General features: G+C 31.8%; 22 protein-coding genes. 14 read left to right on the forward strand and 8 right to left on the reverse strand.

Annotated elements, in window-relative coordinates:
* Positions 1 to 109: 109 nt before the first annotated feature.
* Together pckA and M9Q43_RS00705 are read right to left on the reverse strand one after the other, a co-directional pair.
* A complete protein-coding gene (pckA, locus tag M9Q43_RS00700) occupies positions 110 to 1,735 on the reverse strand; it encodes a phosphoenolpyruvate carboxykinase (ATP) (RefSeq protein ID WP_262317067.1) in 1,626 nt (541 codons plus the stop codon).
* 71 nt (positions 1,736 to 1,806) lie between these two features.
* Entirely contained in the window at positions 1,807 to 2,193 is a 387-nt protein-coding gene (locus tag M9Q43_RS00705; RefSeq protein WP_262317068.1) for a DUF423 domain-containing protein, read from the reverse strand.
* 126 nt (positions 2,194 to 2,319) lie between these two features.
* Here M9Q43_RS00705 and M9Q43_RS00710 point away from each other — a divergent pair, with 126 nt between their 5' ends.
* Both M9Q43_RS00710 and M9Q43_RS00715 read left to right on the forward strand, forming a co-directional pair.
* Positions 2,320 to 3,690, forward strand: a complete 1,371-nt coding sequence (locus M9Q43_RS00710; RefSeq protein ID WP_262317069.1) for a saccharopine dehydrogenase family protein — start codon at positions 2,320 to 2,322, stop codon at positions 3,688 to 3,690.
* A 311-nt stretch (positions 3,691 to 4,001) separates the two neighbouring features.
* Entirely contained in the window at positions 4,002 to 4,472 is a 471-nt protein-coding gene (locus M9Q43_RS00715; RefSeq protein ID WP_111566260.1) for an Lrp/AsnC family transcriptional regulator, read from the forward strand.
* A 323-nt stretch (positions 4,473 to 4,795) separates the two neighbouring features.
* Here M9Q43_RS00715 and M9Q43_RS00720 read toward each other — a convergent pair whose 3' ends face one another.
* The 5 genes from M9Q43_RS00720 to M9Q43_RS00740 form a co-directional block, all read right to left on the reverse strand.
* Positions 4,796 to 5,491, reverse strand: coding sequence for a zinc metallopeptidase (locus M9Q43_RS00720; RefSeq protein WP_262317070.1), 696 nt, complete (start codon positions 5,489 to 5,491; stop codon positions 4,796 to 4,798).
* Positions 5,492 to 5,594: 103 nt separating this feature from the next.
* On the reverse strand, positions 5,595 to 6,017 hold the full coding sequence (locus M9Q43_RS00725; protein ID WP_262317071.1) for a flotillin family protein: 423 nt from the start codon (positions 6,015 to 6,017) through the stop codon (positions 5,595 to 5,597).
* Positions 6,018 to 6,258: 241 nt separating this feature from the next.
* Positions 6,259 to 9,498, reverse strand: a complete 3,240-nt coding sequence (locus M9Q43_RS00730; RefSeq protein ID WP_262317072.1) for a leucine--tRNA ligase — start codon at positions 9,496 to 9,498, stop codon at positions 6,259 to 6,261.
* An 84-nt stretch (positions 9,499 to 9,582) separates the two neighbouring features.
* Positions 9,583 to 11,115, reverse strand: coding sequence for a toxin-antitoxin system YwqK family antitoxin (locus M9Q43_RS00735; RefSeq protein WP_262317073.1), 1,533 nt, complete (start codon positions 11,113 to 11,115; stop codon positions 9,583 to 9,585).
* A 3-nt stretch (positions 11,116 to 11,118) separates the two neighbouring features.
* Positions 11,119 to 12,801 carry a WG repeat-containing protein gene (locus M9Q43_RS00740; protein ID WP_262317074.1) on the reverse strand — a complete coding sequence of 561 codons (1,683 nt, stop codon included), beginning with the start codon at positions 12,799 to 12,801 and terminating at the stop codon, positions 11,119 to 11,121.
* A gap of 113 nt (positions 12,802 to 12,914) precedes the next feature.
* Here M9Q43_RS00740 and M9Q43_RS00745 point away from each other — a divergent pair, with 113 nt between their 5' ends.
* From M9Q43_RS00745 to M9Q43_RS00765, 5 genes are read left to right on the forward strand one after another with little or no spacing between them, the layout of a single operon-like run.
* The gene (locus tag M9Q43_RS00745; RefSeq protein ID WP_262317075.1) at positions 12,915 to 13,790 is read left to right on the forward strand and encodes a cell division protein FtsX; all 876 of its coding nucleotides are present in this window, start codon (positions 12,915 to 12,917) and stop codon (positions 13,788 to 13,790) included.
* Positions 13,791 to 13,839: 49 nt separating this feature from the next.
* Positions 13,840 to 14,076: a DUF3098 domain-containing protein gene (locus M9Q43_RS00750; protein WP_262317076.1), complete on the forward strand. Its 237-nt coding sequence runs from the start codon at positions 13,840 to 13,842 to the stop codon at positions 14,074 to 14,076.
* A gap of 6 nt (positions 14,077 to 14,082) precedes the next feature.
* The gene (locus M9Q43_RS00755; RefSeq protein WP_262317077.1) at positions 14,083 to 14,868 is read left to right on the forward strand and encodes an undecaprenyl-diphosphate phosphatase; all 786 of its coding nucleotides are present in this window, start codon (positions 14,083 to 14,085) and stop codon (positions 14,866 to 14,868) included.
* A complete protein-coding gene (gene truB, locus M9Q43_RS00760; RefSeq protein ID WP_262317078.1) occupies positions 14,868 to 15,566 on the forward strand; it encodes a tRNA pseudouridine(55) synthase TruB in 699 nt (232 codons plus the stop codon). Before M9Q43_RS00755 ends, truB begins: the two co-directional genes overlap by 1 nt.
* Complete coding sequence (locus M9Q43_RS00765) at positions 15,556 to 16,176, forward strand: YiiX/YebB-like N1pC/P60 family cysteine hydrolase (protein ID WP_262317079.1); 621 nt, start codon at positions 15,556 to 15,558, stop codon at positions 16,174 to 16,176. Before truB ends, M9Q43_RS00765 begins: the two co-directional genes overlap by 11 nt.
* Before the next feature lie 77 nt (positions 16,177 to 16,253).
* Here M9Q43_RS00765 and M9Q43_RS00770 read toward each other — a convergent pair whose 3' ends face one another.
* On the reverse strand, positions 16,254 to 16,859 hold the full coding sequence (locus M9Q43_RS00770) for a thioredoxin family protein (RefSeq protein ID WP_262317080.1): 606 nt from the start codon (positions 16,857 to 16,859) through the stop codon (positions 16,254 to 16,256).
* A 64-nt stretch (positions 16,860 to 16,923) separates the two neighbouring features.
* On the opposite strand from M9Q43_RS00770, the gene M9Q43_RS00775 reads away from it, so the two are divergent.
* The 7 genes from M9Q43_RS00775 to asnS all read left to right on the forward strand — a co-directional run bounded on the left by M9Q43_RS00775 (position 16,924) and on the right by asnS (position 26,208).
* Positions 16,924 to 17,706, forward strand: coding sequence for a patatin-like phospholipase family protein (locus M9Q43_RS00775; RefSeq protein ID WP_262317081.1), 783 nt, complete (start codon positions 16,924 to 16,926; stop codon positions 17,704 to 17,706).
* Between the two features lie 114 nt (positions 17,707 to 17,820).
* The gene (pyrH, locus tag M9Q43_RS00780) at positions 17,821 to 18,528 is read left to right on the forward strand and encodes a UMP kinase (protein WP_133608649.1); all 708 of its coding nucleotides are present in this window, start codon (positions 17,821 to 17,823) and stop codon (positions 18,526 to 18,528) included.
* Positions 18,529 to 18,598: 70 nt separating this feature from the next.
* A complete protein-coding gene (gene frr / locus M9Q43_RS00785) occupies positions 18,599 to 19,162 on the forward strand; it encodes a ribosome recycling factor (protein WP_262317082.1) in 564 nt (187 codons plus the stop codon).
* Between the two features lie 66 nt (positions 19,163 to 19,228).
* Positions 19,229 to 19,681, forward strand: coding sequence for a hypothetical protein (locus tag M9Q43_RS00790; protein ID WP_262317083.1), 453 nt, complete (start codon positions 19,229 to 19,231; stop codon positions 19,679 to 19,681).
* Positions 19,682 to 19,806: 125 nt separating this feature from the next.
* Complete coding sequence (locus M9Q43_RS00795) at positions 19,807 to 22,245, forward strand: DUF5686 family protein (protein WP_262317084.1); 2,439 nt, start codon at positions 19,807 to 19,809, stop codon at positions 22,243 to 22,245.
* Positions 22,246 to 22,320: 75 nt separating this feature from the next.
* Positions 22,321 to 24,732, forward strand: coding sequence for an efflux RND transporter permease subunit (locus tag M9Q43_RS00800; RefSeq protein ID WP_262317085.1), 2,412 nt, complete (start codon positions 22,321 to 22,323; stop codon positions 24,730 to 24,732).
* 27 nt (positions 24,733 to 24,759) lie between these two features.
* Positions 24,760 to 26,208, forward strand: a complete 1,449-nt coding sequence (gene asnS / locus M9Q43_RS00805) for an asparagine--tRNA ligase (protein ID WP_262317086.1) — start codon at positions 24,760 to 24,762, stop codon at positions 26,206 to 26,208.
* Positions 26,209 to 26,247: the final 39 nt, after the last annotated feature.

The following is a 26,247-nucleotide window of genomic DNA, read 5'->3' on the forward strand; positions in this document are numbered from 1 at the left end:
CAATATAAAGAAACCCCAAACTCTTGTAGATTTTGGGGTTTTTGTTTGATTTATGTCAATAAAAAAGTCCCGAAAATTTCGGGACTTTTTACTATATAAATTTCTTAGATTACAATTGAGGACCAGCCGCTACTAATGATTTTCCTTCTTCGTTGTCTGTATATTGAACGAAGTTTTTGATGAATCTTGAAGCTAAATCTTCTGCTTTTGTTTGCCATTCGGCAGCATCTGCATACGTATTTCTTGGATCTAAAATGTTAGTGTCTACATTTGGTAAAGCAGTAGGAACTACAAAATTAAATACTGGAACTGTTTTTGTTTCTGCATTCTCGATAGAACCATCTAAAATAGCATCGATAATTGCTCTTGTATCTTTAATTGAAATACGTTTTCCTGTTCCGTTCCAACCTGTGTTTACCATGTAAGCGGTAGCATTATGTTGCTCCATTTTCTTAACTAATTCTTCACCGTATTTTGTTGGATGCAATGATAAGAATGCTTTTCCGAAACAAGCTGAGAATGTTGGTTCTGGTTGTGTTACTCCTCTTTCAGTTCCCGCTAATTTAGCTGTAAATCCTGATAAGAAGTAATATTTTGTTTGCTCTGGAGTTAATTTAGAAACTGGAGGCATTACTCCGAATGCATCTGCTGTTAAGAAAATAACTTTAGTAGCGTGACCTGCCTTAGAAACTGGTCTTACAATGTTATCAATATGGTAAATTGGATAAGAAACACGAGTATTTTGTGTAACTGAACCATCTTTAAAATCAATTTTTCCGTTGGCATCAACAGTTACGTTTTCTAATAACGCATCTTTTTTAATAGCTCCGAAGATATCTGGTTCGTTTTCTTTACTTAAATCGATAGTCTTTGCATAACATCCACCTTCAAAGTTGAAAACACCATCATTATCCCATCCGTGTTCGTCGTCTCCGATTAATTCACGTTTTGGATCAGTTGATAAAGTAGTTTTTCCTGTTCCTGATAATCCGAAGAAAACAGCAACGTCGCCATCTTTTCCTTTGTTAGCTGAACAGTGCATAGAAGCAATTCCTTGTAATGGTAAGTAATAGTTCATCATAGAGAACAATCCTTTTTTCATTTCACCACCGTACCAAGTCCCTCCAATTAATTGGATTTTCTCAGTTAAGTTGAACGCTACATATACTTCAGAGTTTAATCCGTGAGCTGCGTAATCTTTGAAACTTGTTTTTGAACCATTCATTACAATGAAATCTGGCTCACCAAAGTTTTTTAATTCTGCTTCAGTAGGACGGATGAACATGTTTTTCACAAAGTGTGCTTGCCATGCTACTTCCATGATGAAACGAACTTTCAATCTTGTGTTTTCGTTTGCACCACAAAAAGCGTCAACAACGTATAATTTTTTATTTGATAATTGCTTTACTGTAGTTTCTTTTAAAGCATCCCAAGTTGTTTGAGAAATTGGTTTGTTATCGTTAGCTGCTTTATCAGAATTCCACCAAATGGTATTTTCTGTAACGCTATCTTTAACAATGTATTTATCTTTAGGAGAACGCCCTGTAAACTCACCTGTCATTACGTTAACAGCACCAAGTTCAGATAACTGTCCTCTTTCAAATCCTTCTAAAGCTGGGTTTAATTCTTCATTATATAAATAATCGTATGAAGGATTGTATATGATTTCTGATACATTAACGATTCCGTACTTTTCTAACGAAATCGATTTCGTAATATGCGCATTCGTATCCATAAATTGTTTGTTATGTTGTGTATTTAATAAAGTGCAAAATTATAAATTATATTTTAGATAGCGTTTTTTAATCACTGTTTTTTAGATAAAACAGCATAAAATAAGTACACCCAAGCTGAAACCAAGAACAAACCACCAATTGGCGTTATAGGTCCTAGAAATTTAGTCTTCAAATTGGTAATAGTATTTGTTGCTAAAAGATAAATAGAACCTGAAAAAAACAAAACACCCACTATCGTTAAATAAAAAATAATCGAACGTTCTTTCTCTCCTAAAAAAGCAAAAGTTCCTACAAAGAGAAGAAACAACGCGTGATACATTTGATAACGCACTCCTACCTCAAATGTTGCCAATTGCTCCACCGAAAGTACTTTTTTTAACGCATGTGCCCCAAATGCCCCTAAAATTATAGCCGTTACCCCTAAAATTGCAGCAACTAATAGTATTCTTTTGTCCATTTTTTTAAATTTGAGACCAAAGATAGGAAAAGTTTTTATGTTAAATTATGACATAAATCAACAAAATGTTTTCACAAATATAACATTTTACTATCTTCGTGTGATATTTTTACAACACACCCAAAGATGAGACATATTTTAGTCATTGGAGCAGGAAGATCAGCTTCATCACTTATAAAATACCTTTTAGAAAATTCGGAAAAAGAGAATCTTCATGTTACAATTGGTGATTTATCGGAAGAATTAGCAAAACAAAAGACCAACAACCACAAAAATGCAAGAGCAATTGCCTTTGACATTTTTAATGAAGCGCAACGAAAAGAGGAAATTCAAAAAGCAGATGTTGTAGTTTCAATGTTACCTGCACATTTGCATTTAGAAGTAGCTAAAGATTGTATTACCTACAAAAAACACATGGTTACCGCATCTTATATTAGTCCAGCAATGCAAGAATTAGATGTTGCGGCTAAAGAAAACGGCTTGGTTTTGATGAACGAAATTGGGCTTGACCCAGGAATCGACCACATGAGTGCCATGAAAGTATTGGATGAAATTCGTGAAAAAGGTGGAGAAATTATCCTTTTTGAATCGTTCTGTGGTGGATTAGTTGCTCCAGAAAGTGATACCAATTTATGGAATTATAAATTTACTTGGAATCCAAGGAATGTAGTTTTGGCTGGACAAGGAGGTGCTGCAAAATTCATACAAGAAGGAAAATACAAATACATTCCGTATTCAAAATTATTTAGAAGAACGGAATTTTTAGAAGTAGAAGGTTACGGAAGATTTGAAGCATATGCTAACAGAGATTCTTTAAAATACAGAAGTGTTTACGGGTTAGACGATGCTTTAACTTGTTACCGCGGAACGATTAGAAGAGTTGGCTATTCAAGAGCTTGGGATATTTTAGTACAATTAGGAATGACGGATGATTCATACACTATTGACAACTCGGAAGACATGACGTACAGAGAATTTACGAATTCATTCTTACCATATCACCCAACAGACACTGTTGAAATCAAATTACGTCATGCGCAAAAAATTGACCAAGATGACATCATTTGGGATAAATTAGTGGAAATCGATTTATTCAATCCGAACAAAAAAGTGGGATTAGTTAAAGCAACTCCAGCTCAAATTTTAGAAAAGATTTTAGCTGAAAAATGGGCTTTAGAACCAAATGACAAAGATATGATTGTGATGTATCATAAATTTGGTTATGAATTAAACGGCGAGAAAAAACAAATTGATTCCACAATGGTTTGCATTGGTGATGATCAAACTTACACATCAATGGCAAAAACAGTTGGACTTCCGGTCGCAATTGCAACATTAAAAATCTTAAATAAAGAAATTATAACTCCTGGCGTACAATTACCAATTACAAAAGAAGTGTACAATCCTATATTAAAAGAATTAGAAGATTATGGCGTAATTTTCAAAGAAATGGAAGTTCCTTATTTAGGTTACAATCCCCTAAATGTGAAAAATTAATCCTTAATTCAAGATTTGAAAATCCGAAATCGTAATTGGTTTCGGATTTTTTTTATTTCAGAAGAGCTGTAAAATGTCATCCCTACGGGATTTCTTTATCACTATACGGTTTAACTACTAATATTTCGCACCTAACGGCGCTTTAAAATTATTTTTGAACCATATAAGTCATTTAAGTTATCTCTTACTAGTTCCGTAGGAACGGAATATCGGTAAAGAATAATAGCTCCGTGAGAAAAGTCCTGTAGGGACGACATAAAAAATACAATTTTGAAATCTATTTTGTATTTTTACTTTCAAATAAGTTTAAAATGAAGATAAATCACTTACAAATTGAAATCGACGGAATCGACAAAGAAATCCTACGTGATTTAATGGAAGATGCGCGTAAACCTATTTTACAGATTGCGAATAAAATTGGAATTTCTGGTGCTGCAATTCATCAACGACTAAGAAAATTAGAACAAGCTGGAGTGATTTCGGGTTCGAAGTTTATTGTGGATACGAAAGTTTTAGGATATAGCACGATGGCTTTCATTGGGATTTATTTAGAAAAAGCATCAAGTAATCCAGAAGTGGTAAAAGAATTAAAGAAAATTCCAGAAGTTTTAGAATGTCATTACACCACTGGAAATTGGAGTATTTTAATCAAACTTATTTGTAGAGACAACGAACATTTGATGCAATTACTCAACAAAAAAATTCAACCTATTGATGGCGTTTCAAGAACAGAAACGTACATTTCTTTGGAACAGCAGATAGAAAGGCAAATTCAGTTGTAAAATGAAAAGAGAATTTAAATTAGTTTTATTCTACATTCTGTATATAGTATTTTGTTTTTTAGTAGAATACTTTTTCCCAAGCGGAGCTCACGCACCGGGATTGAGTTTTTTCCTCTTTATTCTTTTACTACCAATATCAATACTACTTTTTGTTTACGACTGTTACTTATATTTTTATAAAAACAAAATCAATTCGAAATCTATTTATACACATATTCTATTTTGGATTTCAATAATCATAATCTTATTTGCATTAAAACACATCTAAACAAAAAACCCAAATTCTAATTGAATTTGGGTTTTAAAATATTGTTTGTAAAAAATTAGTCTCTCGATCCTAAAATTTGGAAAGCCCAATATAACAAAGACGCTAAAGCTCCTAAAGCCGCCACTACATATGTTCTTGCCGCCCATTTCAATGAATCTTCGGCACCAGCATATTCTTGTTGGCTCACCATGTTTTTATTTTTTAACCAAGCCAAAGCTCTGTTACTAGCATCATATTCTACTGGAAGTGTTACAAAACTAAAAGTAGTTGCAATTGCCATTAAAATCAAACCCGCAACTGCTACGTAAAAACCTATACTTGATTTTGAAGCAAAACCTAAAATCAAACCTCCCATAATTAACCACTGTGACATACTTGAAGAAATGTTCACTACAGGCACCATTTTAGAACGCATCGTTAACCATTGATACGCATGCGCATGTTGCACCGCGTGACCAACCTCGTGAGCTGCAACTGCTGCTGCCGCTGCATTTCTTTGATTGTAAACTGCTTCTGACAAATTAACTGTTTTATTTGCTGGGTTGTAATGGTCTGTTAATTGACCTGGAGTTGAAATTACTTTTACATCTGTAATTCCGTGATCTTGCAACATTTTTTCTGCAATTTCGGCACCACTCATTCCGTTACGTAAGGTAACTTTTGAATAAAAAGCAAACTTGCTCTTCAATTTATTACTTACTAACCAACTTACTAGAGCAATCGCTCCAAGCATTATATAATATGTCCACATATCTTTTATATTTTAATTTCTAAATTTACTAAAATCAATAACAAATTACAAGCCAAAGTTACAAAATGACAATTTGGCATTAGTTAAATAATTCTAAAAACAATTACTCTTGCATTTGTTTCACTGGAGATTTTTTAGAAACATCCATTACCGGAACCATTCCGTTAGTTGGCACGTAGATAATTTGTGGTAAATCGCCTTTATCAGCTAATTTTTCTAACGTTCTAATGAATAAATATTGGTTGTAGGTTTCGCTTAACGTTCCATTTTCTAATTTCATAGCTTCTGCCATCCCTTTTGCGCGTTCAATTTCGGCTTGGGCGTTTAATTTTTCGGCTTCTAATTTGGCTTTTGCTTCTTCTACTAAAATTCTACGATTTTGTTCGGCTTTTGCCATTTCGGCTTTACCAGCCATTTCTTGTTGCCACACGTTATATCTTGGCAATCCAAACATTAAAGCAGCTACAAATACAAATGCAATGATTACAACTCCAGCAATTAGTTTCCCAATGTTTCTTTTTTCCATTTCGAATAGTTTTTTAGTTTATCTATTATACGTAAAAAATGAAAAATGTTACAAAAAGCCGATAAAAAAACCGCAGATTCATAGATTATCAAAATCGTTTTGAAACATTTTGACACCCCACCCTTCGGGCACCCCTCTAAAAGAGGGGAAATGAAAAACCGCAGACTCATAGATTAAAATCTGCGAATCTGCGGTTATAAAATATAGACTCTGAAACAAGTTCAGAATGACAAAAAGGATTTTATCCTACCAAATTAATAATTTTACCTGGAACGATAATGATATTCTTTGGTGTATTTCCTGCTAATTGTGCAATGGTTCTTTCATCTGCTAATACAATTTCTTGAATTTGCTCTTTGGTTAAATCCAATGGCAATTTAATTGTAAATCGCATTTTTCCATTGAACGAAACTGGGTATTCTTTTTCAGATTCTACCAAATATTTTTCTTCAAATTTTGGAAAAGCAACGGTTGCAATTGAACCTTCGTGACCTAAAGCACTCCATAATTCTTCCGCGATATGTGGTGCATAAGGCGAAACTAAAATAGCTAAAGGTTCTAAAATGGCTCTGTGATTACATTTTAATTGTTGCAATTCGTTCACGCAAATCATGAATTGAGAAACCGACGTATTGAAAGAGAAATTCTCAATGTCTTCCGTTACTTTTTTGATGGTTTTATGTAATGACTTATACATTTCAGCTGTTGGTTCATCGTTTACAATTACAGAACCGTTATCATCAAAGTATAATCTCCATAGTTTTTTTAAGAAACCAGAAACACCTGTAATTCCTGCTGTATTCCAAGGTTTAGATTGCTCTAATGGTCCTAAGAACATTTCGTATAAACGTAGAGTATCTGCTCCGTATTCTTCACAAATATCATCTGGATTTATTACATTGTAGAATGATTTTGACATCTTTTCTACTTCTCTTCCAGCTAAAAATTTCATATTTTCTCCAAAAGATATGAATCTTGCTTTAGAAAATTCAGAAGAATATTTAGGGTCAATTTTAAATTTATCTATATATAATTCATTAGTGACTTCATCAATATTTTGTAAGTCAATTCTAATTGGGCTAAAACTAAAAGAAACCGAATAATTTCCATATGAATCAAAACCTATACTATCCGAAATTTGAGGATATTTTTCTTTTAAACTCGATAATAAATCAAGTAAAATTTTTTTAATTACTTTCAAATCATTTATATCTGATTCTGAGTAAGCTTTTTTTATTTTATCGTAAAAATCAACTCCTGTTATATTGTCTTCTAAAATTTCTAACAATTTGAAAACCCATTCATTTCCAAATTTATCTCCAATTAAATATTTATCTGCTTCACTTAAATTTAATGCGTCAAATTTATCTAGCAATTTATTGTATTTCTTATAAAACTCATATTCAATGACTGTTGTTGGAAGTTCTAAATCAATCGATTTTTTATCAGCGGCGCCAAAAAAATAAATTGATCCAATTTGAGCTCTTACTATGTAAGCACTCATTCCCAAAATCATTCCCTGATTGATCAACTTCTTGAATGGTTCTTCGGTTGGTGCATAACCTCTGTCTTTTAAGAATTTATTCCAAAAACGAGAGTATAATAAATGTCCGGTTGCGTGCTCGCTTCCACCAATGTATAAATCTACACTTTCCCAATATTTTAAAGCTTCTTCGTTAGCAAACTCTTCTGTATTATGCGCATCCATATAACGCATCCAATACCATGAAGAACCCGCCCAACCTGGCATGGTATTCAATTCTAATGGAAAAACTTTCGTGTTATCAATTAAATCATTGTTAACCACTTCATTATTTTCAGAATCCCATGCCCAAACCGTTGCGTTACCTAAAGGTGGTTGTCCGTCTTCGGTTGGTAAGTATTTTTCGACTTCTGGTAACACAATTGGCAAGTGTTTTTTGTCAATCATTTGTGGTAAACCATTCACATAATATACTGGAAAAGGTTCACCCCAATATCTTTGGCGAGAGAAAACGGCATCACGTAAACGGTAATTTACTTTCGCATTTCCTGCACCTAATTGTTCTAAAGCTTCAATTGCTTTTTTCGTTCCGTTTTTATAATCCAATCCGTTTAAGAAATCAGAATTTACCAATTCAAAACCACCTTTTTCTCCAAAAGCGGCTTCTGAAATATCTTGGTTGAAAATATTCTTAATTGCTGGCATTCCATTAGTTCCTTTGAAGAAATTCGCGAAAGCATAATCACGTTCATCACCACAAGGAACCGCCATAACCGCACCTGTTCCGTAACCTGCCAAAACGTAATCGCCAATCCAAACTGGAATCGGTTCTTTTGTAAAAGGATGTTCGGCATAAGCACCTGTGAAAACTCCTGAAATTGTTTTAACATCCGCCATTCTTTCTCTCTCTGAACGTTTTGCTGTAGCTTCAACATAAGCTTCAATTGCTGCTTTCTGTTCTGGAGTTGTGATTTGTGCAACCAATTCGTGCTCTGGAGCTAATGTCATAAAGGTAACTCCGAAAATAGTATCAGGACGAGTTGTGAAAACTTCAATTGTTGCTGGAAGCTGGGTGCTGGAAGCTGGAAGAACTTTGAATGAAACCATTGCTCCAACTGATTTTCCAATCCAGTTTCTTTGTGATTCTTTGATGGATTCACTCCAATCGATATCGTTTAAACCTTGTAATAAACGTTCCGCGTAAGCAGAAATTCGCATACTCCATTGGGTCATTTTCTTACGAACTACTGGATGTCCACCACGTTCTGAAACGCCGTTTACAATTTCGTCATTCGCTAAAACCGTACCTAAAGCCGCACACCAGTTTACTTCGGTTTCGGCTAAATAGGTTAATCTGTATTGTAATAATATTTTTTGTTGTTCTTCTGAGGAGAATGATTTCCAATCTTCAGCTGAAAATGGTAAGATATTATCATCGCAAACCGCATTTACATTGGCATTTCCGTTCTTTTCAAATTCTTGGATTAACGTGCAAATGCTTTCTGCTTTATCCGAATTTTTATTGTACCAAGATTCGAATAATTGAATGAAAATCCATTGTGTATGTTTGTAATAATCGGGATTTGAAGTACGCACTTCACGACTCCAATCGAAAGAAAAACCAATTCTATCCAACTGATTTCTATACCCTTGAATGGTATTTCCTGATTTATCCACACCACCTTCGATATTCATACGCGTCGTATCCGCAGGATGTTGCCCCGTTTGAATCGCATATTGTTCGGCTGGCAAACCAAATGAATCGTACCCTTGCGGATGCAACACATTAAAACCTTGATGTCTTTTATATCTTGCGACAATATCGGAAGCAATGTAACCTAGTGGATGCCCAACGTGTAAGCCCGCTCCAGAAGGATAAGGAAACATGTCTAATACATAGTATTTTGGTTTTTCTGAATGGTTAGATGCAGCAAAAGTTTGATTTTCTGCCCAATATTGTTGCCATTTGGCTTCGATTTTTTCGTGGTGGTATTTCATGTCAGTTTTCTGTTATCGGTTTTATCCGAAAAAATAAGGTGCAAATTTACGTTTTAAAAATCAAAGTTGAAAGTTTGAAAAAAGCTATTTCTTTTCACTTTTTGTAAGTTTTTCAAATTCTTCTTTACTAACGATTTTTGACTGGCCATTGGTTTCGTAATAATAGGTTTCTGAAATGATGTCATTGTTAACGTTGTAACCAGTTGATTTTCCGTGATAGACTTCATTTCTATATAAATATTCTGTTCGATGTGTTGGTGTTGAAAAATAAATCCATTTGGTTCTATTTCCGTTTTTATCATAATGTGTTTCTTCAACAACAACTAAATCTCCCTTATTAATTTGGATGTTTTTGTGAACTCCAATAGGTTTTCCGAGATTATCTACTTTATTAACATGAACAGATTTTCCGTTTATATCAAAATACTCAATTTCAGAATATTTGCCCTTTGGGGTTCTATTTAAAAAAATTGCTCCATTTTCATAATACATTTTTGCCCATTTTTGAACATCATTACTATAAAAAAATTCGCTATCTAAAATACCGTTTTTGAAGTTTTGTGAAATTCCTTCTTGTAAGTTTTTTGAATTAAAATTAGAAATAGAAATCAAATTTTCATTGTTATCATAGTTTCTCTTAACAATTGAACCATCAGTATTATAGGTAGTTTCTATGTTTTTCTTGCCGTAATAATATTTAATCCATGTTCCTGTTTTATTGCCGTTTTCATCATAAAAATCTACGTCATCTAATTGATTTCCAGGTGAATATTTTTCATGTTTTCCTATTTTTTTTCCAAATTTGAATTCACATTTGGTTAATAACTCTCCATTTCTATCATAATGTTCAGCTATTCCATTTTTTAAGCCCAAAGTGTATGGAATTTTTGCATGCAATTTATCATTTCCGAGGTTATAAATTATGGCATTTCCGTGTAATTCACCCGCAACCAAATCGTACTCTTCAATTAATTTGTCTTTAGCATATCGTTTCACTTTTCCGTTTTTTAGGTCATTTGGAAAAAGATAGTAATATTTTTCCTGACCATAATAGCTTGAATATTCTTCGGTGATTTTTAAATCACCTACTAAAACATTGTTTTTATAAGTTCCCTCTATACTTTCTAATTTTCGTTTATCAGGATACATAATTCGTTTACCTTCTTTCAAGTTGTTTTTAAAATGGGTTTCAAAACCAAGTTTGTTTCTTTCATTATACATTTTATAAACGCCATTTGCCTTTCCATTAACATAATCAATTTCATGAAATGGATTTCCGTTGCCATGAAAAATGGTTTTTTTACCGTCTAATAATCCGTTTTTATAATTTGCAGATGAGAATAATTTGTTATTCACATAGACTGAAACTTGTGCAGTATTATTAGTGCCTTTTGAAATGGAATATCTAATATTTGGATAATTGTTTTGTTTGGATAACTTTTCAATTTCTGCTAAGGTCTTTGCGTTTTCAACTGGGTTAAATTCATATTCATTGAAATAGAAATTATCGAAATTATCTGTATCTAATTTTCTAATTTGGTAATAACCATCTTCTGTAAAATATTGAGCAGAAGCACTAAAACAAACTAAAAGTAATATGTAAAAATAATTTTTCATCATTTAATCTTTAAAAAATTGTGTTCCATCAAATGTTGCATAACCCATAAATTGCCCAGATTCGTCTTTTAATTCAATTAGTGAAATGGTTTTTACAGCATTGATATTTTTATGCAAATTATGATTTTTAAATTCAGGGTATTTTGCAATCACGCCTTTAATAGGATAATCAAAAACTGGAGCTATTATTTTAACTTCAGAACTTGTTAGAAATATCAATCCATATTTATTGTCATTTTGAACCTGAAATACTTTTGTACCTGAACGATAATTGTTGTTTACTTCTGTTAAATCATTAAAATTTGTTGGTAACAAAATAGTTCCGTCTGTTTGAATTAGGCCATATTTGTCATTTTGCTTGATTTTGAACAACATTTTTCCATCATTAAAATAAAATTGAATGTTTTTGAACTCATCATAGATAAAATCTACTATTTGTTTTCTAACATTGGAATACAAACCATATTTCAATTGGTTGTTTTTATCTTTTTTACCTACTAAAAAAACTATTTCTTTAATTATATTATTTTCTTTAACTGGAAAATTTCGCTCATCAATAAAATCAAACGTAATCTTGTTTTTTAAATCGTTTGGTAAAATAATTATTGTTTTTCCGTTTTTTTGATAACGAATAAAATTATTGTAATTATCTGAACCATTTTCTGTTTTAAAAGTGAAAGAACCATAAGGCAATTTAACATCACTTACTGGAACATCTACGATAATTTCTTCTATTTTTTTATTTTTATAATCTCTGTTTGAGTAACTTTCTATAAATAATTTATTGTCTTTTTTTACTAAGTTATGATTCAAGTTTTTAATTTTATTTTCAGGTGATTCTGAAACAACCATTCTTTCATCATAAGGAATTGCCATTGGAGCTTCTTCAACCATATCTGCTGAACCTGAGTATTCAACTACTTCCATTGGTTCTCCTTTACTTCCATTTCCCCAATTTGAAGCATATCCATCATCACTACTTCCATAATATTTACTAGCAAAAAACTGCAGGTATTCTTCTTCTTTCAAATAACGAAAATCAGAACTTACTTTATCTAACGGAATTTTTGTCCCACTCCAACGTTCTGCAAGTAAATCGCTTTTTGCTGATTTTTTTAGTACAAAAAGCATTTCATTTCTATTGACAATATCACTTCTTGTTCTTATGTAAGAAATGGAGTAATAGTTATCATATAAAACTTGAACGGTTTTATAGTTGTCCATATCCAAAATAAAAACACTCTCGGTTAAGTTTTGATTTAAAACATGAAATAATTTTTTATTTTTTTCAATTTTAGTTTGATATAAGATTTTCGTAAGAGGTTTTTCAAAAATTGAAGTTCCGTTTGGCAAAAGGATATCGGCTCTGCTTTCGTTTTCGGTTGATTTAACATGAAACAAACCATTATCGTCATAAATACTGGTATATTTTGGTGTTAAAATTTCTTTCCCATTGATAATTAATCCTTCTAAACCATTTAGCTTAGAAATCATATAGTCATTAGAATTTTCAGATGTGTTTGGAAATTCTAATTTATCAAACTTAGGTTCAACAAGTATTTTTCCGGTTTCATTACAAATTCCCCATAAATTTCCGTCACGATAGGGAATTGCAATTTCTTGAGAAAAAACACTTTGAAAAATGACAAAAAGAAAAAATACGAGAGAAGATTTTTTTGTTATCATGCTTAATATTTAGATAACAAAAATACATTTTATAATACTAAAGTTAAAACTTTGTTGTTATATTCTATGTAAACAAAATATCTTTACTATTTTTACGGCTTAAATACACTTTTATGGCATCATCATTTGAAAATTACAACAAGCGACGTTTAATTTCGTCTTACTTTTCGGTAGTTTTAAGTATCTTTTTAGTTTTATTCCTTTTGGGAACATTAGGATTATTTGTAATTAATTCTAAAAAAATATCAAATGATTTCAAGGAAAACATTCCAATGACAGTTTTCTTTAACAACGAAGCAAATGACAGTTTGTTAAGCGCCTTTGATGTAGAAATGAAAAATGCCAAATTCATTAAAGATTATGCTTTTGTTCATAAAGACAGCGCTGCTAAAAACAACGTAGATATTGTAGGAAAGGATTTTATGGAGTTTTTAGGCTTTAATCCGCTTCAAAATTCATTTGATATTCACTTAAAAGGTGACTATGTAAATGCCGATAGTATCAAAAAAATTGAGCGTACTATTCGTAAAAACGAAATGGTTACCGAAATTATTTACGACAAACAATTGGTAGATTTAGTAAACAATAATGTAAAAGAAATCAGTTTTTGGATTTTAATCATCAGCGGAATTTTAACCGTTGTTGCCATGTTGTTGATCAATAGTTCTTTACGCCTTTCTGTATATTCGCACCGATTTACTATTAAAACAATGCAAATGGTGGGCGCAACCAAATCATTCATCAGAAAACCATTTATTTGGACCAGCATTAAATTAGGATTAATTGGTTCGGCATTAGCAATTATTGGATTAATTGGTGTTGTAATTTATGTAGATGGTTTATTCCCAAGTTTAGGAATTGCAAAAGATTATACTTCTATTGGAATTGTAATTTTAGGCGTTTTAGTCGTAGGAATTATCATTACTTCTATTAGTACTTATTTTGCTACACAACGTTTCTTGAACTTAAAAACAGACGATTTATATTAATATTCAGTGTTCAGTTTATAGTGTTCAGTGGATTTAAAAAAACATAAAAATGGAAAATAACAACAAACCTGTATTTCTTTTTGACAAAGTAAACTACAAAATTCTTTTAGTAGGATTAGCTGTAATTGCTCTTGGATTTATTCTAATGAGTGGTGGCGGAAGCGAAGATCCAAATGTTTTTAATAAAGAAATTTTTAGTTTCAGAAGAATTCGTTTAGCTCCAACAGTAGTTTTAATCGGATTCGGAATTACGATTTATTCGATTTTAAAAAATCCGAAGAAGTAATACTTTATGGATGTTTTACAAGCCATTATTCTTGCCATTATTGAAGGGATAACCGAATTTTTACCTATTTCTTCAACAGGACACATGATTATTGCCTCTTCATTTTTTGGTATTGCGCAAGACGATTTTACTAAACTTTTTACGATTGTAATTCAGTTGGGAACCATACTTTCTGTAATTGTTTTATATTTCAAACGATTTTTTCAGTCGCTTGATTTTTACTTTAAATTATTTGTTGCTTTTATTCCTGCTGTAATTTTCGGATTATTATTAGGTGATTTTATAGATAGTTTATTAGAAAACCCTATCACAGTAGCGGTTTCTTTAATAATAGGTGGCTTTTTATTATTGAAAGTTGACGAATGGTTTGGCAATTCGGAAGGAACCGAAATTTCGTATTTAACCGCTTTTAAAATTGGTTTGTTTCAGTGTTTAGCGATGATTCCTGGCGTTTCTAGAAGTGGTGCCAGCATCGTTGGTGGAATGACACAAAAATTATCCAGAACAACTGCAGCCGAATTTTCTTTTTTCTTAGCAATTCCAACCATGTTAGGAGCCACTTTGAAAAAATCATACGATTATTATAAAGATGGTTTTGTACTTTCAGATGACCAAATTAATTTATTAATTATTGGAAATGTGGTCGGATTTATTGTAGCCTTAATCGCTATCAAATCATTCATCGGATTTTTAACCAAACACGGATTTAAAATTTTTGGTTATTACCGAATTATTGCCGGAGTTGCAATTCTATTGATTCATTTCTTCGTACAAAAATTAACTATTATCTAATGAATGCCGAAGAAATTTTAGCAGGAAAAGTCCTTTTAATCGACAAACCCTTGAAATGGTCATCGTTTCAAGCGGTGAACAAATTGAAATACATTTTAAAACGCAAATACGATTTACCAAAGAAATTTAAAATCGGTCACGCCGGAACATTAGATCCGTTAGCAACTGGTTTATTAATTATTTGTACAGGGAAATTCACCAAAAGTATTACTGAAATTCAGGCACAAGCTAAAGAATATACTGGAACTATTGTGGTTGGCGTTACTACTCCATCATACGATTTAGAAACCGAAATTGACGCTACTTTTCCAACTGAACACATTACAGAAGCCTTAATTTTAGAAACTACAAAACAGTTTATTGGTGAAATCGACCAGAAACCACCTGTTTTTTCTGCTATTAAAAAAGATGGAAAACGTTTGTACGAACACGCGCGCGCAGGCGAAGAAGTGGAAATTCAATCGAGAAAAACTACGATTTACGAATTTGAAATCACAAGAATTCAGTTACCTGAAGTCGATTTTAGAGTAAAGTGTAGCAAAGGAACTTACATTCGTTCGTTAGCGTATGACTTTGGTTTGGCATTACATTCGGGTGGACATTTAACGGCGCTTCGTCGTACAAAAATTGGCGATTATTCAGTTGAAAATGCAATTACTCCTGATGATTTTGCACAATTGCATGAAGATGAAAAATAAAACTTTACTTCTATTTTTTCTGCTATTTCAATTTGGTTTTTCGCAAAATGTAAAACTAAAAACAGGCGATATTTTATTTCAATCGATGAACTGCGGTCCACTTTGCGAAGCGATAAACGAAGTAACCGAAGGTTATCAAGGAAAAGATTTTAGTCATTTAGGAATGGTGTATATTAAAAATGATTCTGTTTTCGTAATTGAAGCCGCAGGAAAAGCAGTTAAAGTTACGCCATACGAAACCTTCAAAACCTACACAAATGAAGAAATGTTTGTAGGAAGATTAAAAAGAAAATACCGAAAATATATTCCTGAAGCCATTACTTTTTCTTTACAACAAGTTGGCGTTCCTTATGATGACGAATATTTGTACGATAATGGAAAATACTATTGTTCGGAATTAATTTATGATGCGTTTTTACATTCGTACAAAAAACCATTGTTTGATTTGTTTCCAATGACTTTCAAATCACCAAAATCAAATGAGTATTTCGAAGTTTGGGCAGATTATTACCAAAAACTAAAAATGGAAATCCCAGAAGGTCAACTAGGTTGCAACCCTGGTGGAATTTCCACTTCTGATAAATTAAAAATTATTGGAACAATAAAATAAATTTTTATTTTCAGGAACACAGATTATGGAAATTAAGATAATTTTTAAAATTTCTTTAATCTGTGTTCCAAAAAAAATCAACTCAAAACTTGCTCATGCATTTCCACAATTTCATTCTGAATCGAAATTCCTTTATCGTGTAAATACCATTTTTGCAATTCAATTTTAGCCGTTTCATCTACTACTCCATGAGCCGCTTTGTAATCTAAAATCAATTGTTTTGCACCATGAGGTCTTGGTCCCCAATCTAAAACAACATCTAAAGTTTCAGCATCTAAAACGATTAATTTAGGAATTGCTTTTCCTCCATTCGTTAAAAAATGCTGCATTAAAGCATCATTATCATCGCGGAGCGCGATTTTTAATTCAACCTTATTTGTGGTTTCAGCCATTTTATGAATCACAGGCAAAATTTGAGCAGCATCACCACACCAACCTTCTGCTAAAACTAACCAAATATATTTTTTATCTAAATTTTCTAATTTGGCTTTTACTTCATCAACAATTGCAATGGTTTTTTCTAAACGATTCATTCGGGCTTCATTCAATTCAGAATAATGAAATAAATCATTCGATTGTTCGTGTCCAGTTGATTTTCCTTCAGCAATCAATTCAGTAACCTTTTTTCTATACTCTGAATAAGAAAAACTATTTAGTAACGTTTGTTGTATGGTATTTTTCATCTTATTAACTTTATTTGGCAAATTTAAGTCTAATTTTGGAAATTAAATGTAAGAATTGTTACATATGGATTTAACTTCAAAATCAATCGGATTAGCGCTTTCTGGTGGTGGTTCTAAAGGAATTGCTCATGCTGGCGTTCTGAAATTTTTAATTGAAAAAGGCATAGAGCCTTGTTGTATTTCAGGCTCAAGCGCAGGGGCAATTGTAGGAACTATGTATGCTTTTGGAAAAAAACCAGAAGAGATTCTAGATTTTTTCAAGTCGATTTACTTTTTTCACTGGAAACATTTTACGTTTAAAAAACCTGGAATTGTAGATTCGGAATCATTCAAAAAATATTTTGAAGAAATTTTTGGAGAAACTACTACACTTGGTGATTTAAAAATTCCAACTTATATCACCGCAACCGATATGGTAAAAGGAAAATTGAAAATATTTAGTCCCGAAACTAAAATTGTTGATGCAGTTTTGGCTTCAACAGCAGTTCCTGGAATGATTTCGCCTTATACCATTAAAGAAAAATTATATAGTGATGGCGGTATTTTGAATCATTTTCCAGTTGATTTATTGCAAGGAAAATGTGATTCAATTATTGGCGTTTATGTTAGCCCTGTTCAAAATATTGAGGCCAAAAACTTAAATTCAATCAAATCTGTAACGTATAGAGCATTAGAACTATTGACTGCCAATTCAAATCTTCAAAAATTTAATCATTGCGATTTAATCATCGAACCTAAAGAATTGACTAACTTTAGTACGTTTGAAACCAATAAAGCCAAGATGGATTTAATTTTTGAAACGGGTTACAACGAAGCAAAAAAAGCATTTGAAAATTTAGCAACATAAATGTTAAAACATTTTTTTTAGAAAAAAGCTATTTAACTATATTTGCATCACAAATAAACAACACGATGACTTGAGCTTGCGAAAGCATGACTCCATTAAAAAAAATAAACGGGAATGAAATACAAAAGAATTCTTCTAAAATTAAGCGGTGAAGCTTTAATGGGTGATAGACAATATGGAATTGACCCACAACGCTTAGCTGAGTACGCTGAAGAGATAAAACAAATTCACGATAAAGGTGTAGAAATTGCTATCGTTATTGGTGGTGGAAACATTTTTAGAGGTGTAGCTGGTGCAAGTAACGGAATGGACAGAGTGCAAGGTGATTACATGGGAATGTTAGCAACAGTTATCAATGGAATGGCTTTACAAGGCGCTTTAGAAGAAGCTGGAATGCAAACGCGTTTACAAACGGCTTTAAAAATTGAAGCAATTGCTGAACCATACATTAAAAGAAGAGCAACGCGTCATTTAGAAAAAGGAAGAATTGTAATTTTTGGTGCAGGAACAGGAAATCCTTATTTTACAACTGACACCGCTGCAGTTTTAAGAGGAATTGAAGTAGGTGCTGACGTAATTTTAAAAGGAACTCGTGTAGATGGAGTTTACACTTCTGACCCAGAAAAAAATGCTGATGCAGTAAAATTTGACTTTATTTCGTTTGAAGATGTATTAGCAAAAGGATTAAATGTAATGGACACAACTGCTTTTACATTGAGTCAAGAAAATAAATTGCCTATTATTGTATTCGATATGAATAAAGATGGTAACTTATTAAAAGTGTGTGAAGGAGAAACTATCGGAACAACGGTAACAATATAATTTTGTTTCACGTTTCATGTTGTTATTGTTCTTAACTTGAAACCTGAAACCTTAAACTTGAAACAAAAAAATGACTGAAGAAATTAACTTTATTTTAGACAGTGCAAAAGAAGCTATGGTAGGTTCTGTTGCGCATTTAGAGAAAGAATTTTTAAATATTAGAGCAGGGAAAGCTTCACCTCAAATGTTAGGTGGTGTTTTTGTAGATTATTATGGTTCTCAAACACCATTGTCGCAAGTTGCTAACATTAATGCTCCTGATGCTCGTACCTTAACGGTTACGCCTTGGGAAAAAAACATGTTACATCCTATTGAAAAGGCAATTATGATTGCTAATTTAGGGTTAAACCCAATGAACAACGGTGACAACATTATCATCAATATTCCAGCATTAACTGAAGAAAGAAGACGCGACTTGGTAAAACAAGCAAAAGCTGAAGCTGAAGATGCAAAAATTGGAATTAGAAATCACCGAAAAGATGCTAATTCAGACATCAAAAAAGAAGAAAAAGACGGAACTGCAGAAGATATTTGCAAAAAAGCTGAAGAAGATGTTCAGAAACTGACCGATTCTTTCATCAAGAAAATCGATGAACTTTTAGCGGTTAAAGAAGCTGAAATCATGAAAGTATAAATTTAACTCCCGATTAACACTCGGGAGTTTTTATTTTAATTAATTTGGAAGATAAATTTATGCTTTATGAAAAGCACACTGTTATTCTTTCTTACAATTTTACTTTTTAGCTGTAAACAATCCGAAAACCATAAAGGAAATTTATATTTCAAATTAATCAATCTAACTTCGCCATCTGGCCTTACTGATAAACAAGCTATAAATACTGAGAAAATTATTAACTCAATGGTTTCGGACGAGAAAAATAAAGAATTTGTAGATTATTATAAAAATGTAATCAAACATGATTTATTAAAAAATCCTTATTTACAACTTGAAACAGAAGATGGTATTAAAAAAGTTTATCTCAATTTCAAAGAATATGATAAAATTAAGCATTTCAAACTTTCAGAATTGCAAGAAAAATCAAAGAAAGTTACTATTGAATTAAATGCTAAGGAACTTGAAAAAGATTTATTTTATTCAGAAGAAATTATTTTAATTCAAGAAGTAGACGGAAAAACTCCTTGGCAAAAGTAATGTTCGTAAATTTAAGTCCCGATTAACACTCGGGATTTTTTATTTTGAATATATTTGTAGAAATACTTGAAATTACTTACATGAAATATTTTTGGCTTTTTTTGTGCATTATTATCACCCCTGGCATGCTCGCACAAAATAAAATTAAAGGACAAGTTATCGACATTGATAATTCTGTTCCTATAGCGTTTGCCACCATAACCTACAATAAGGCTAAAATTATTACAGATTGGGAAGGAAAATTCTCTATCGAAGTAAAAGATTTAAAGCTACCCATAAAAGCAAATTACAAAGGATTCCATGAAAAAATAGTATATGCTTCAAACACTACATCGATTCTAACTATTAAATTGGTTTCTGATTTAAATGATAAAAAAGCTGAAATATATTCTGAAACAGAAGTAAATAACATCATAAAAAAGGTGATTGAAAACAAAAAAAATAATGACCCAGAAAAAGCATTATCAAGTTTTCAATACAAAAATTATGAATATATTTATGTTTCTGCAAATCCAGATAGTATATCAAGTAAAATAGATACTATCCGGAAAAAAAGATTTTTAAGAAAAGATAAAATAAAGTTAGATTCCTCAAACTATAGATTTAAAAAATTAATTGGAAAACAACACTTATACCAAACCGAAAAAGTAAACCTTATTCAACACAACGGAAAACAAAATAAAGAAACCGTTTTAGCTACACGAATGGCTGGTTTTGAACAACCTTTATACGAATTTTTAGGATTAAAATTAGTATCTTATTCTGTTTACGAAAATCCGTTTGAAATATTAGAAATTCCAGTTCAAAATCCAATTTCTAATTATGGGAGAAGATTGTATTCATATAAATTAATTGACACAGTTTCAATTCAAGGCAGAAAAGCTTATCGTGTTTATTTTCAACCAAAAAAATTAAATGCAAACCGACTTAGAGGTTTATTATATATTGATACAGAAACATATGCCATTTCAAAAGCGCATTATCGTATTTATGGAATTGTAAATATTAATGCAACCTATACTTTTAAATTCCAAAAAGAACATAATATTTGGTTTCCAGAAAAGCGCGATTTTAAAGTGTTGAAAGGGAACAATTATGATGATTTAAACATTTTAGGAGGAACCATTAAATTTAGCTCATCACTTGAAAATATAGAAAGTAAAAACGCAACAGACCAAGCCTATTTACATATAGAATCTACGCCTTATGACATTGAAATTAATCAGCCAGTTACTATAACAAGACCAAAAGTAAAAATTGAAGTTCCGCAAAGCAGTTTAAAAAAACCAGCAGAGTATTGGAATGCTTTTGCAAAAGATACAATTGATAAAAGAAAAATAAGAACTTACACTTCAATCGATAGTTTATCGTTATCCGAAAAAATTGAACATAAATTATTTTTAGGTAGGAAAATTATTAATGGTTATTTCCCTGTATCTATAGTTGATGTAGATTTACGAAGTATTATTAAATACAATAATTTTGAAGGTTTTAGAGTTGGACTTGGTGGTGTTACAAACGATAAATTATCTCAAAAATATAAAGTGGCTTTTTATGGCGCTTATGGTTTTAAAGATAGAGAAATTAAATTCGGAATCACACCATCTTATTTAGCACACAAAAACTCTGAAACTTGGGTAAGTGCTACTTATTCTGATGATATTAATGAAATTGCACAAACCAATTTTGCTACAGATTCGCGAAGATTTAAAATTTATGATCCACGACCAATTAACATTTCAACCTTCTACAACAATAAAGTAAGTTCAGTTTTTGTAGAAAGTAAATTTTTACCAAAAACGAATAGTTATTTTGCTGTTTCTCAAAATCAAGTAAAACCACTATTTGATTATACCTTTGTAAACAATGGAGTTTCCTATACAGATTATAACATTACAATGGTTCAATTGGGATTTCAATGGAATCCATTTAGCAATTATATGCAAACACCTATGGGAAAAATTGAAATGGAAAAACGCCATCCAAAATTTTCAATTCAATACACACAAACCATTCCTGAAATCTTAGAAAATGATTTTGTATTTTCTAAAATTGATTTTAAAACTTTTTACGAACTACCTTATTTATCAGGTCAAAAAAGCTCCATTTTACTACAAACAGGAATAGCTTTTGGAGATGTTCCAATTACTCATTTGTACAGCATTGTTCCTAATAATTTGAATCGTGACGCTATTTTACAACGTGTTACCTTTGCAGGGAAAAACAGTTTTGAAACTATGTATTTTAATGAGTTTTTCTCCAATCAATATGCTTCTTTGCAATTGAAACATACTTTTAATAAAATTCGTTTAGGCTACAAAATTAATCCCGAATTTACAGTTGTTACACGAATGGCATTTGGTTCAAACAAAGACGACAATCAACATCTTGGTATCAGCTACAACACGATGGAAGATGGTTTTTTTGAAAGTGGTATAGAATGTAATAAAATCTACAAAGGAATTGGTTTAGTGGCATTTTACAGATATGGTCCATATCAATTAGCTAATTTTGACGACAACATTGCCATTAAAGTTTCTTACTATTTGGATTTAGGACTTTAAATTTAACTTAAATCTTACTCTCTAAACCAATAAATTAATACAAAAACCGTACCTTTGCACCCTAATTTTTGAGAGATGTTAAAGTGGTTAAGTACCAGTTTTTGGGATTATATTGCAAGTAGAATTTTAAGAAACCGCGTTTTTTTATTAGTACTTATTGTACTTTTTACGATTTTCATGAGTTTTCAGTGGAAAAACATGCGTTTTACCTTTACTGAAGCTAACTTGCTACCTGATGATCACGAGATAAACATTCAGTACAATTCATTTTTAGAAAAATTTGGCGAAGAAGGAAACTTAGTAGTTCTAGGATTTAAAGACAAAAATTTCTTTACCGAAAAAAATTATAGAGCTTGGGAAAAATTTGTTTCAGAAATAAAAAAAGACAAAGCAACTGAACTTACACTTTCTATTGAAGATTTACGCGTATTAGAAAAAGATACGATTGCTCAAAAATTCAAATTAGTTCCTTTTATAAACAACGATAGTATTTCAGATAATTATTTAAAAACAAAAGAAAAAGAATTCTATAACGACTTACCTTTTTACGAAGGAATGCTTTTTAATAAAGAAAGTGGCGCTGTTCGTTTTGCAATTTACATGGATAAAAAAATTGTAAACACACCTGCTAGAAAAGCTTTCATCGAAAAACATCTTAGCCAAGAGAAGATAAACGCCTTTGAAAAAGAAACCGGATTAGACCTCCGTGTTTCAGGAATGCCATACATTCGAACATTAAACGCTAACAGTATCATTAGCGAAATTGGATTGTTTGTGGGTGCAGCACTTGGAATTACATCTTTACTGTTCTTTTTCTTCTTTAGAAGTTTCAGAGCGACTATGATTTCCATGTTTGTTGTGATTATTGGCGTAATGTGGTCGTTTGGAACACTAGGGCTTTTAAACTACGAAATCACGGTTTTAACTGCGATTATTCCACCATTAATTATTGTAATTGGTATTCCTAACTGTATTTTTCTTATTAATAAATACCAACAAGAAATCAAGAATCATGGTAATAAAGCCAAGTCGTTACAACGAGTAATTTCAAAAGTAGGAAATGCTACTTTGATGACGAATTTAACAACCGCAGCTGGTTTTGGTACCTTTATTTTTACCGATAGCAAATTGTTAAGTGAGTTTGGGATTGTTGCTTCTTTAAACATTGTTTTCTTGTTTATTTTATGCTTAATCATCATTCCAATCGTTTACAGTTATATGCCAATGCCAAAGGAAAAACACTTGGCACATCTTGGCAAAAACTATATGGCAGCCTTCATAAATTGGATTGAAAACACCATTAGACATCATCGTGTAGCTGTTTTTTCAACTGCAATTGGAATATTAGTTTTAGGGATTATTGGAATTTATCAAATCACAGTTTCAGGAAGTATCATTGAAGATATGCCGAAAAAAGCACCATTCTTTAAAGATATTGTTTTCTACGAAAAAGAATTTGACGGCGTTATGCCTTTAGAAATTGTAGTTGACACCAAAAGACCAAAAGGTGCTTTGAAATCGGTTACTTTAAAACGAATTGAAGAACTTCAAGAAACCATTATTGAAATTCCTGAATTATCAAAACCCGTTTCTATCGTTAATTTGGTTAAATATTCTAAACAAGCTTACTATAACGGAAATCCAGAATTTTACGAATTACCTACTAAACAAGAAGAAGCTTTTATTCTATCCTACATAAAAAATTCGACTCAAAAAGGAAATGAAAACATGCTGAAAAGCTATGTTGATAGTACAGGTCAATATGCTCGTATTACGACTTTCATGAGAGATATTGGTACCGATAAAATGCAAAAAATAGAAGAACGTTTACAAGATAAAATCAATCATATTTTTCCAAAAGAACGTTATGAAGTTTCACTAACTGGAAAAGCATATGTTTTTGAAAAAGGAACGCATTATTTGATTGATAACTTAGTACAATCGTTACTTTTTGCTATTGTTTTGATTTCTTTATTAATGGCTTATATGTTCCGTTCGTTCAAAATGATTGTGGTTTCGTTATTGCCAAATATTTTACCTTTGGTAATGACAGCAGGATTAATGGGATATTTTGGAATTCCAATTAAACCATCCACCATTTTAGTATTTAGTATTGCTTTCGGAATTTCGGTTGACGATACCATTCACTTTTTGGCAAAATACCGTCAAGAATTAAAAGCAAACGATTGGAAAATAAAACGTTCTGTTTACAGCACACTGAAAGAAGCAGGAATTAGTATGTTTTACACTTCAGTAGTATTATTTTTTGGATTCTCGGTATTTACATTATCAAGTTTTGGAGGAACCGTTGCCTTAGGAGGATTGGTGGCAACAACTTTGCTTTTTGCAATGCTTTCAAACTTAATTTTATTACCAGCCTTGTTGCTTTCGTTAGATAAAACCATTGCCAACCAACAAGAATTCTTAGAACCAACATTAGATATTTTAGCTGAAGATATTGAAGAAGAAAATTCAAACGAGAAATAGTATATTTGCATAATAATATTAGACAAAATGAAACACTCAAAAGTTATAGACCTTTTAAACAGCACGAAAACATTACATGAAGTAACAGCAAAAGGTTGGGTTAGAACATTTAGAAACAATCAATTTATTGCGTTGAACGATGGTTCAACCATTCATAATATTCAGTGTGTGGTAGATTTTGAAAACACTCCTGATGAAACTTTAAAAAGAATTACAACTGGAGCTGCAATTTGCGTTACAGGAACCTTGGCAGAAAGCCGTGGTGCCGGACAAAAAGTAGAAATTCAAGTAACGAAATTAGAAATTTTAGGTGATAGTGATGCGGAGAAATTTCCAATGCAACCTAAAAAACACTCGTTAGAATTTTTACGTGAAAATGCACATTTACGTGTTAGAACGAATGCTTTTGGAGCTATCATGCGTGTGCGTTCAACATTAGCGTTTGCTGTACATCAATATTTTCAAGAAAAAGGATTTTTCTATGTAAACACGCCTATCATCACAGGTTCTGATGCTGAAGGTGCTGGTGAAATGTTCCAAGTAACGGCTTTACCAATTGATGGTTCTGCTCCAAGAAACGAAGACGGAAGCATCAACTACAAAGAAGATTTCTTCGGAAAACAAACCAATTTAACCGTTTCTGGACAATTAGAAGGCGAAACTTTTGCAATGGCATTAGGTCAAATTTACACGTTTGGACCAACATTCCGTGCGGAAAATTCAAACACTTCTCGTCACTTAGCTGAGTTTTGGATGATTGAACCAGAAGTAGCTTTCAATGATTTGGCGGACAACATGGATTTAGCTGAAGATTTCATTAAATACGTTATCAAATATACAGTTGATAAATGCGGTGATGATTTAAAATTCTTAGAAAGCAGATTGTTAGAAGAAGAAAAGTCAAAACCACAAGCGGATAGAAGCGAAATGACGCTTTTAGAAAAATTAAGTTTTGTATTAGATAACAACTTCAAACGCGTTTCATATACCGAAGCTATTGATATTTTAAAAGATTCAACACCAAATAAAAAGAAAAAATTCCAATACATCATTAACGAATGGGGTGCTGATTTACAAAGTGAGCACGAACGTTTCTTAGTGGAAAAACACTTTAAATGTCCGGTAATTTTATTTGATTATCCAGCAAAAATTAAAGCGTTTTACATGCGTTTGAACGACAATACTGAGCCAGGAAAAGAAACCGTTAGAGCAATGGATATCTTATTCCCAGGAATTGGAGAAATTGTTGGAGGTTCGCAAAGAGAAGAGCGTTACGATGTATTAGTAGAAAAAATGAAAGCTTTAGGAATCGACGAAGAAGAACTTTGGTGGTATTTAGATACTAGAAGATTCGGTTCGGCTGTTCACTCAGGTTTCGGATTAGGTTTTGAAAGATTAGTGCTTTTTGTAACAGGAATGGGTAACATTAGAGACGTAATTCCTTTCCCAAGAACGCCACAAAACGCAGAATTCTAAAAATATTTGTTTCAAGTTTCAAGTTTCAAGTTGTTTTTT

Source organism: Flavobacterium odoriferum (assembly GCF_025499515.1).
In the GTDB taxonomy this organism is placed as follows: domain Bacteria; phylum Bacteroidota; class Bacteroidia; order Flavobacteriales; family Flavobacteriaceae; genus Flavobacterium; species Flavobacterium odoriferum.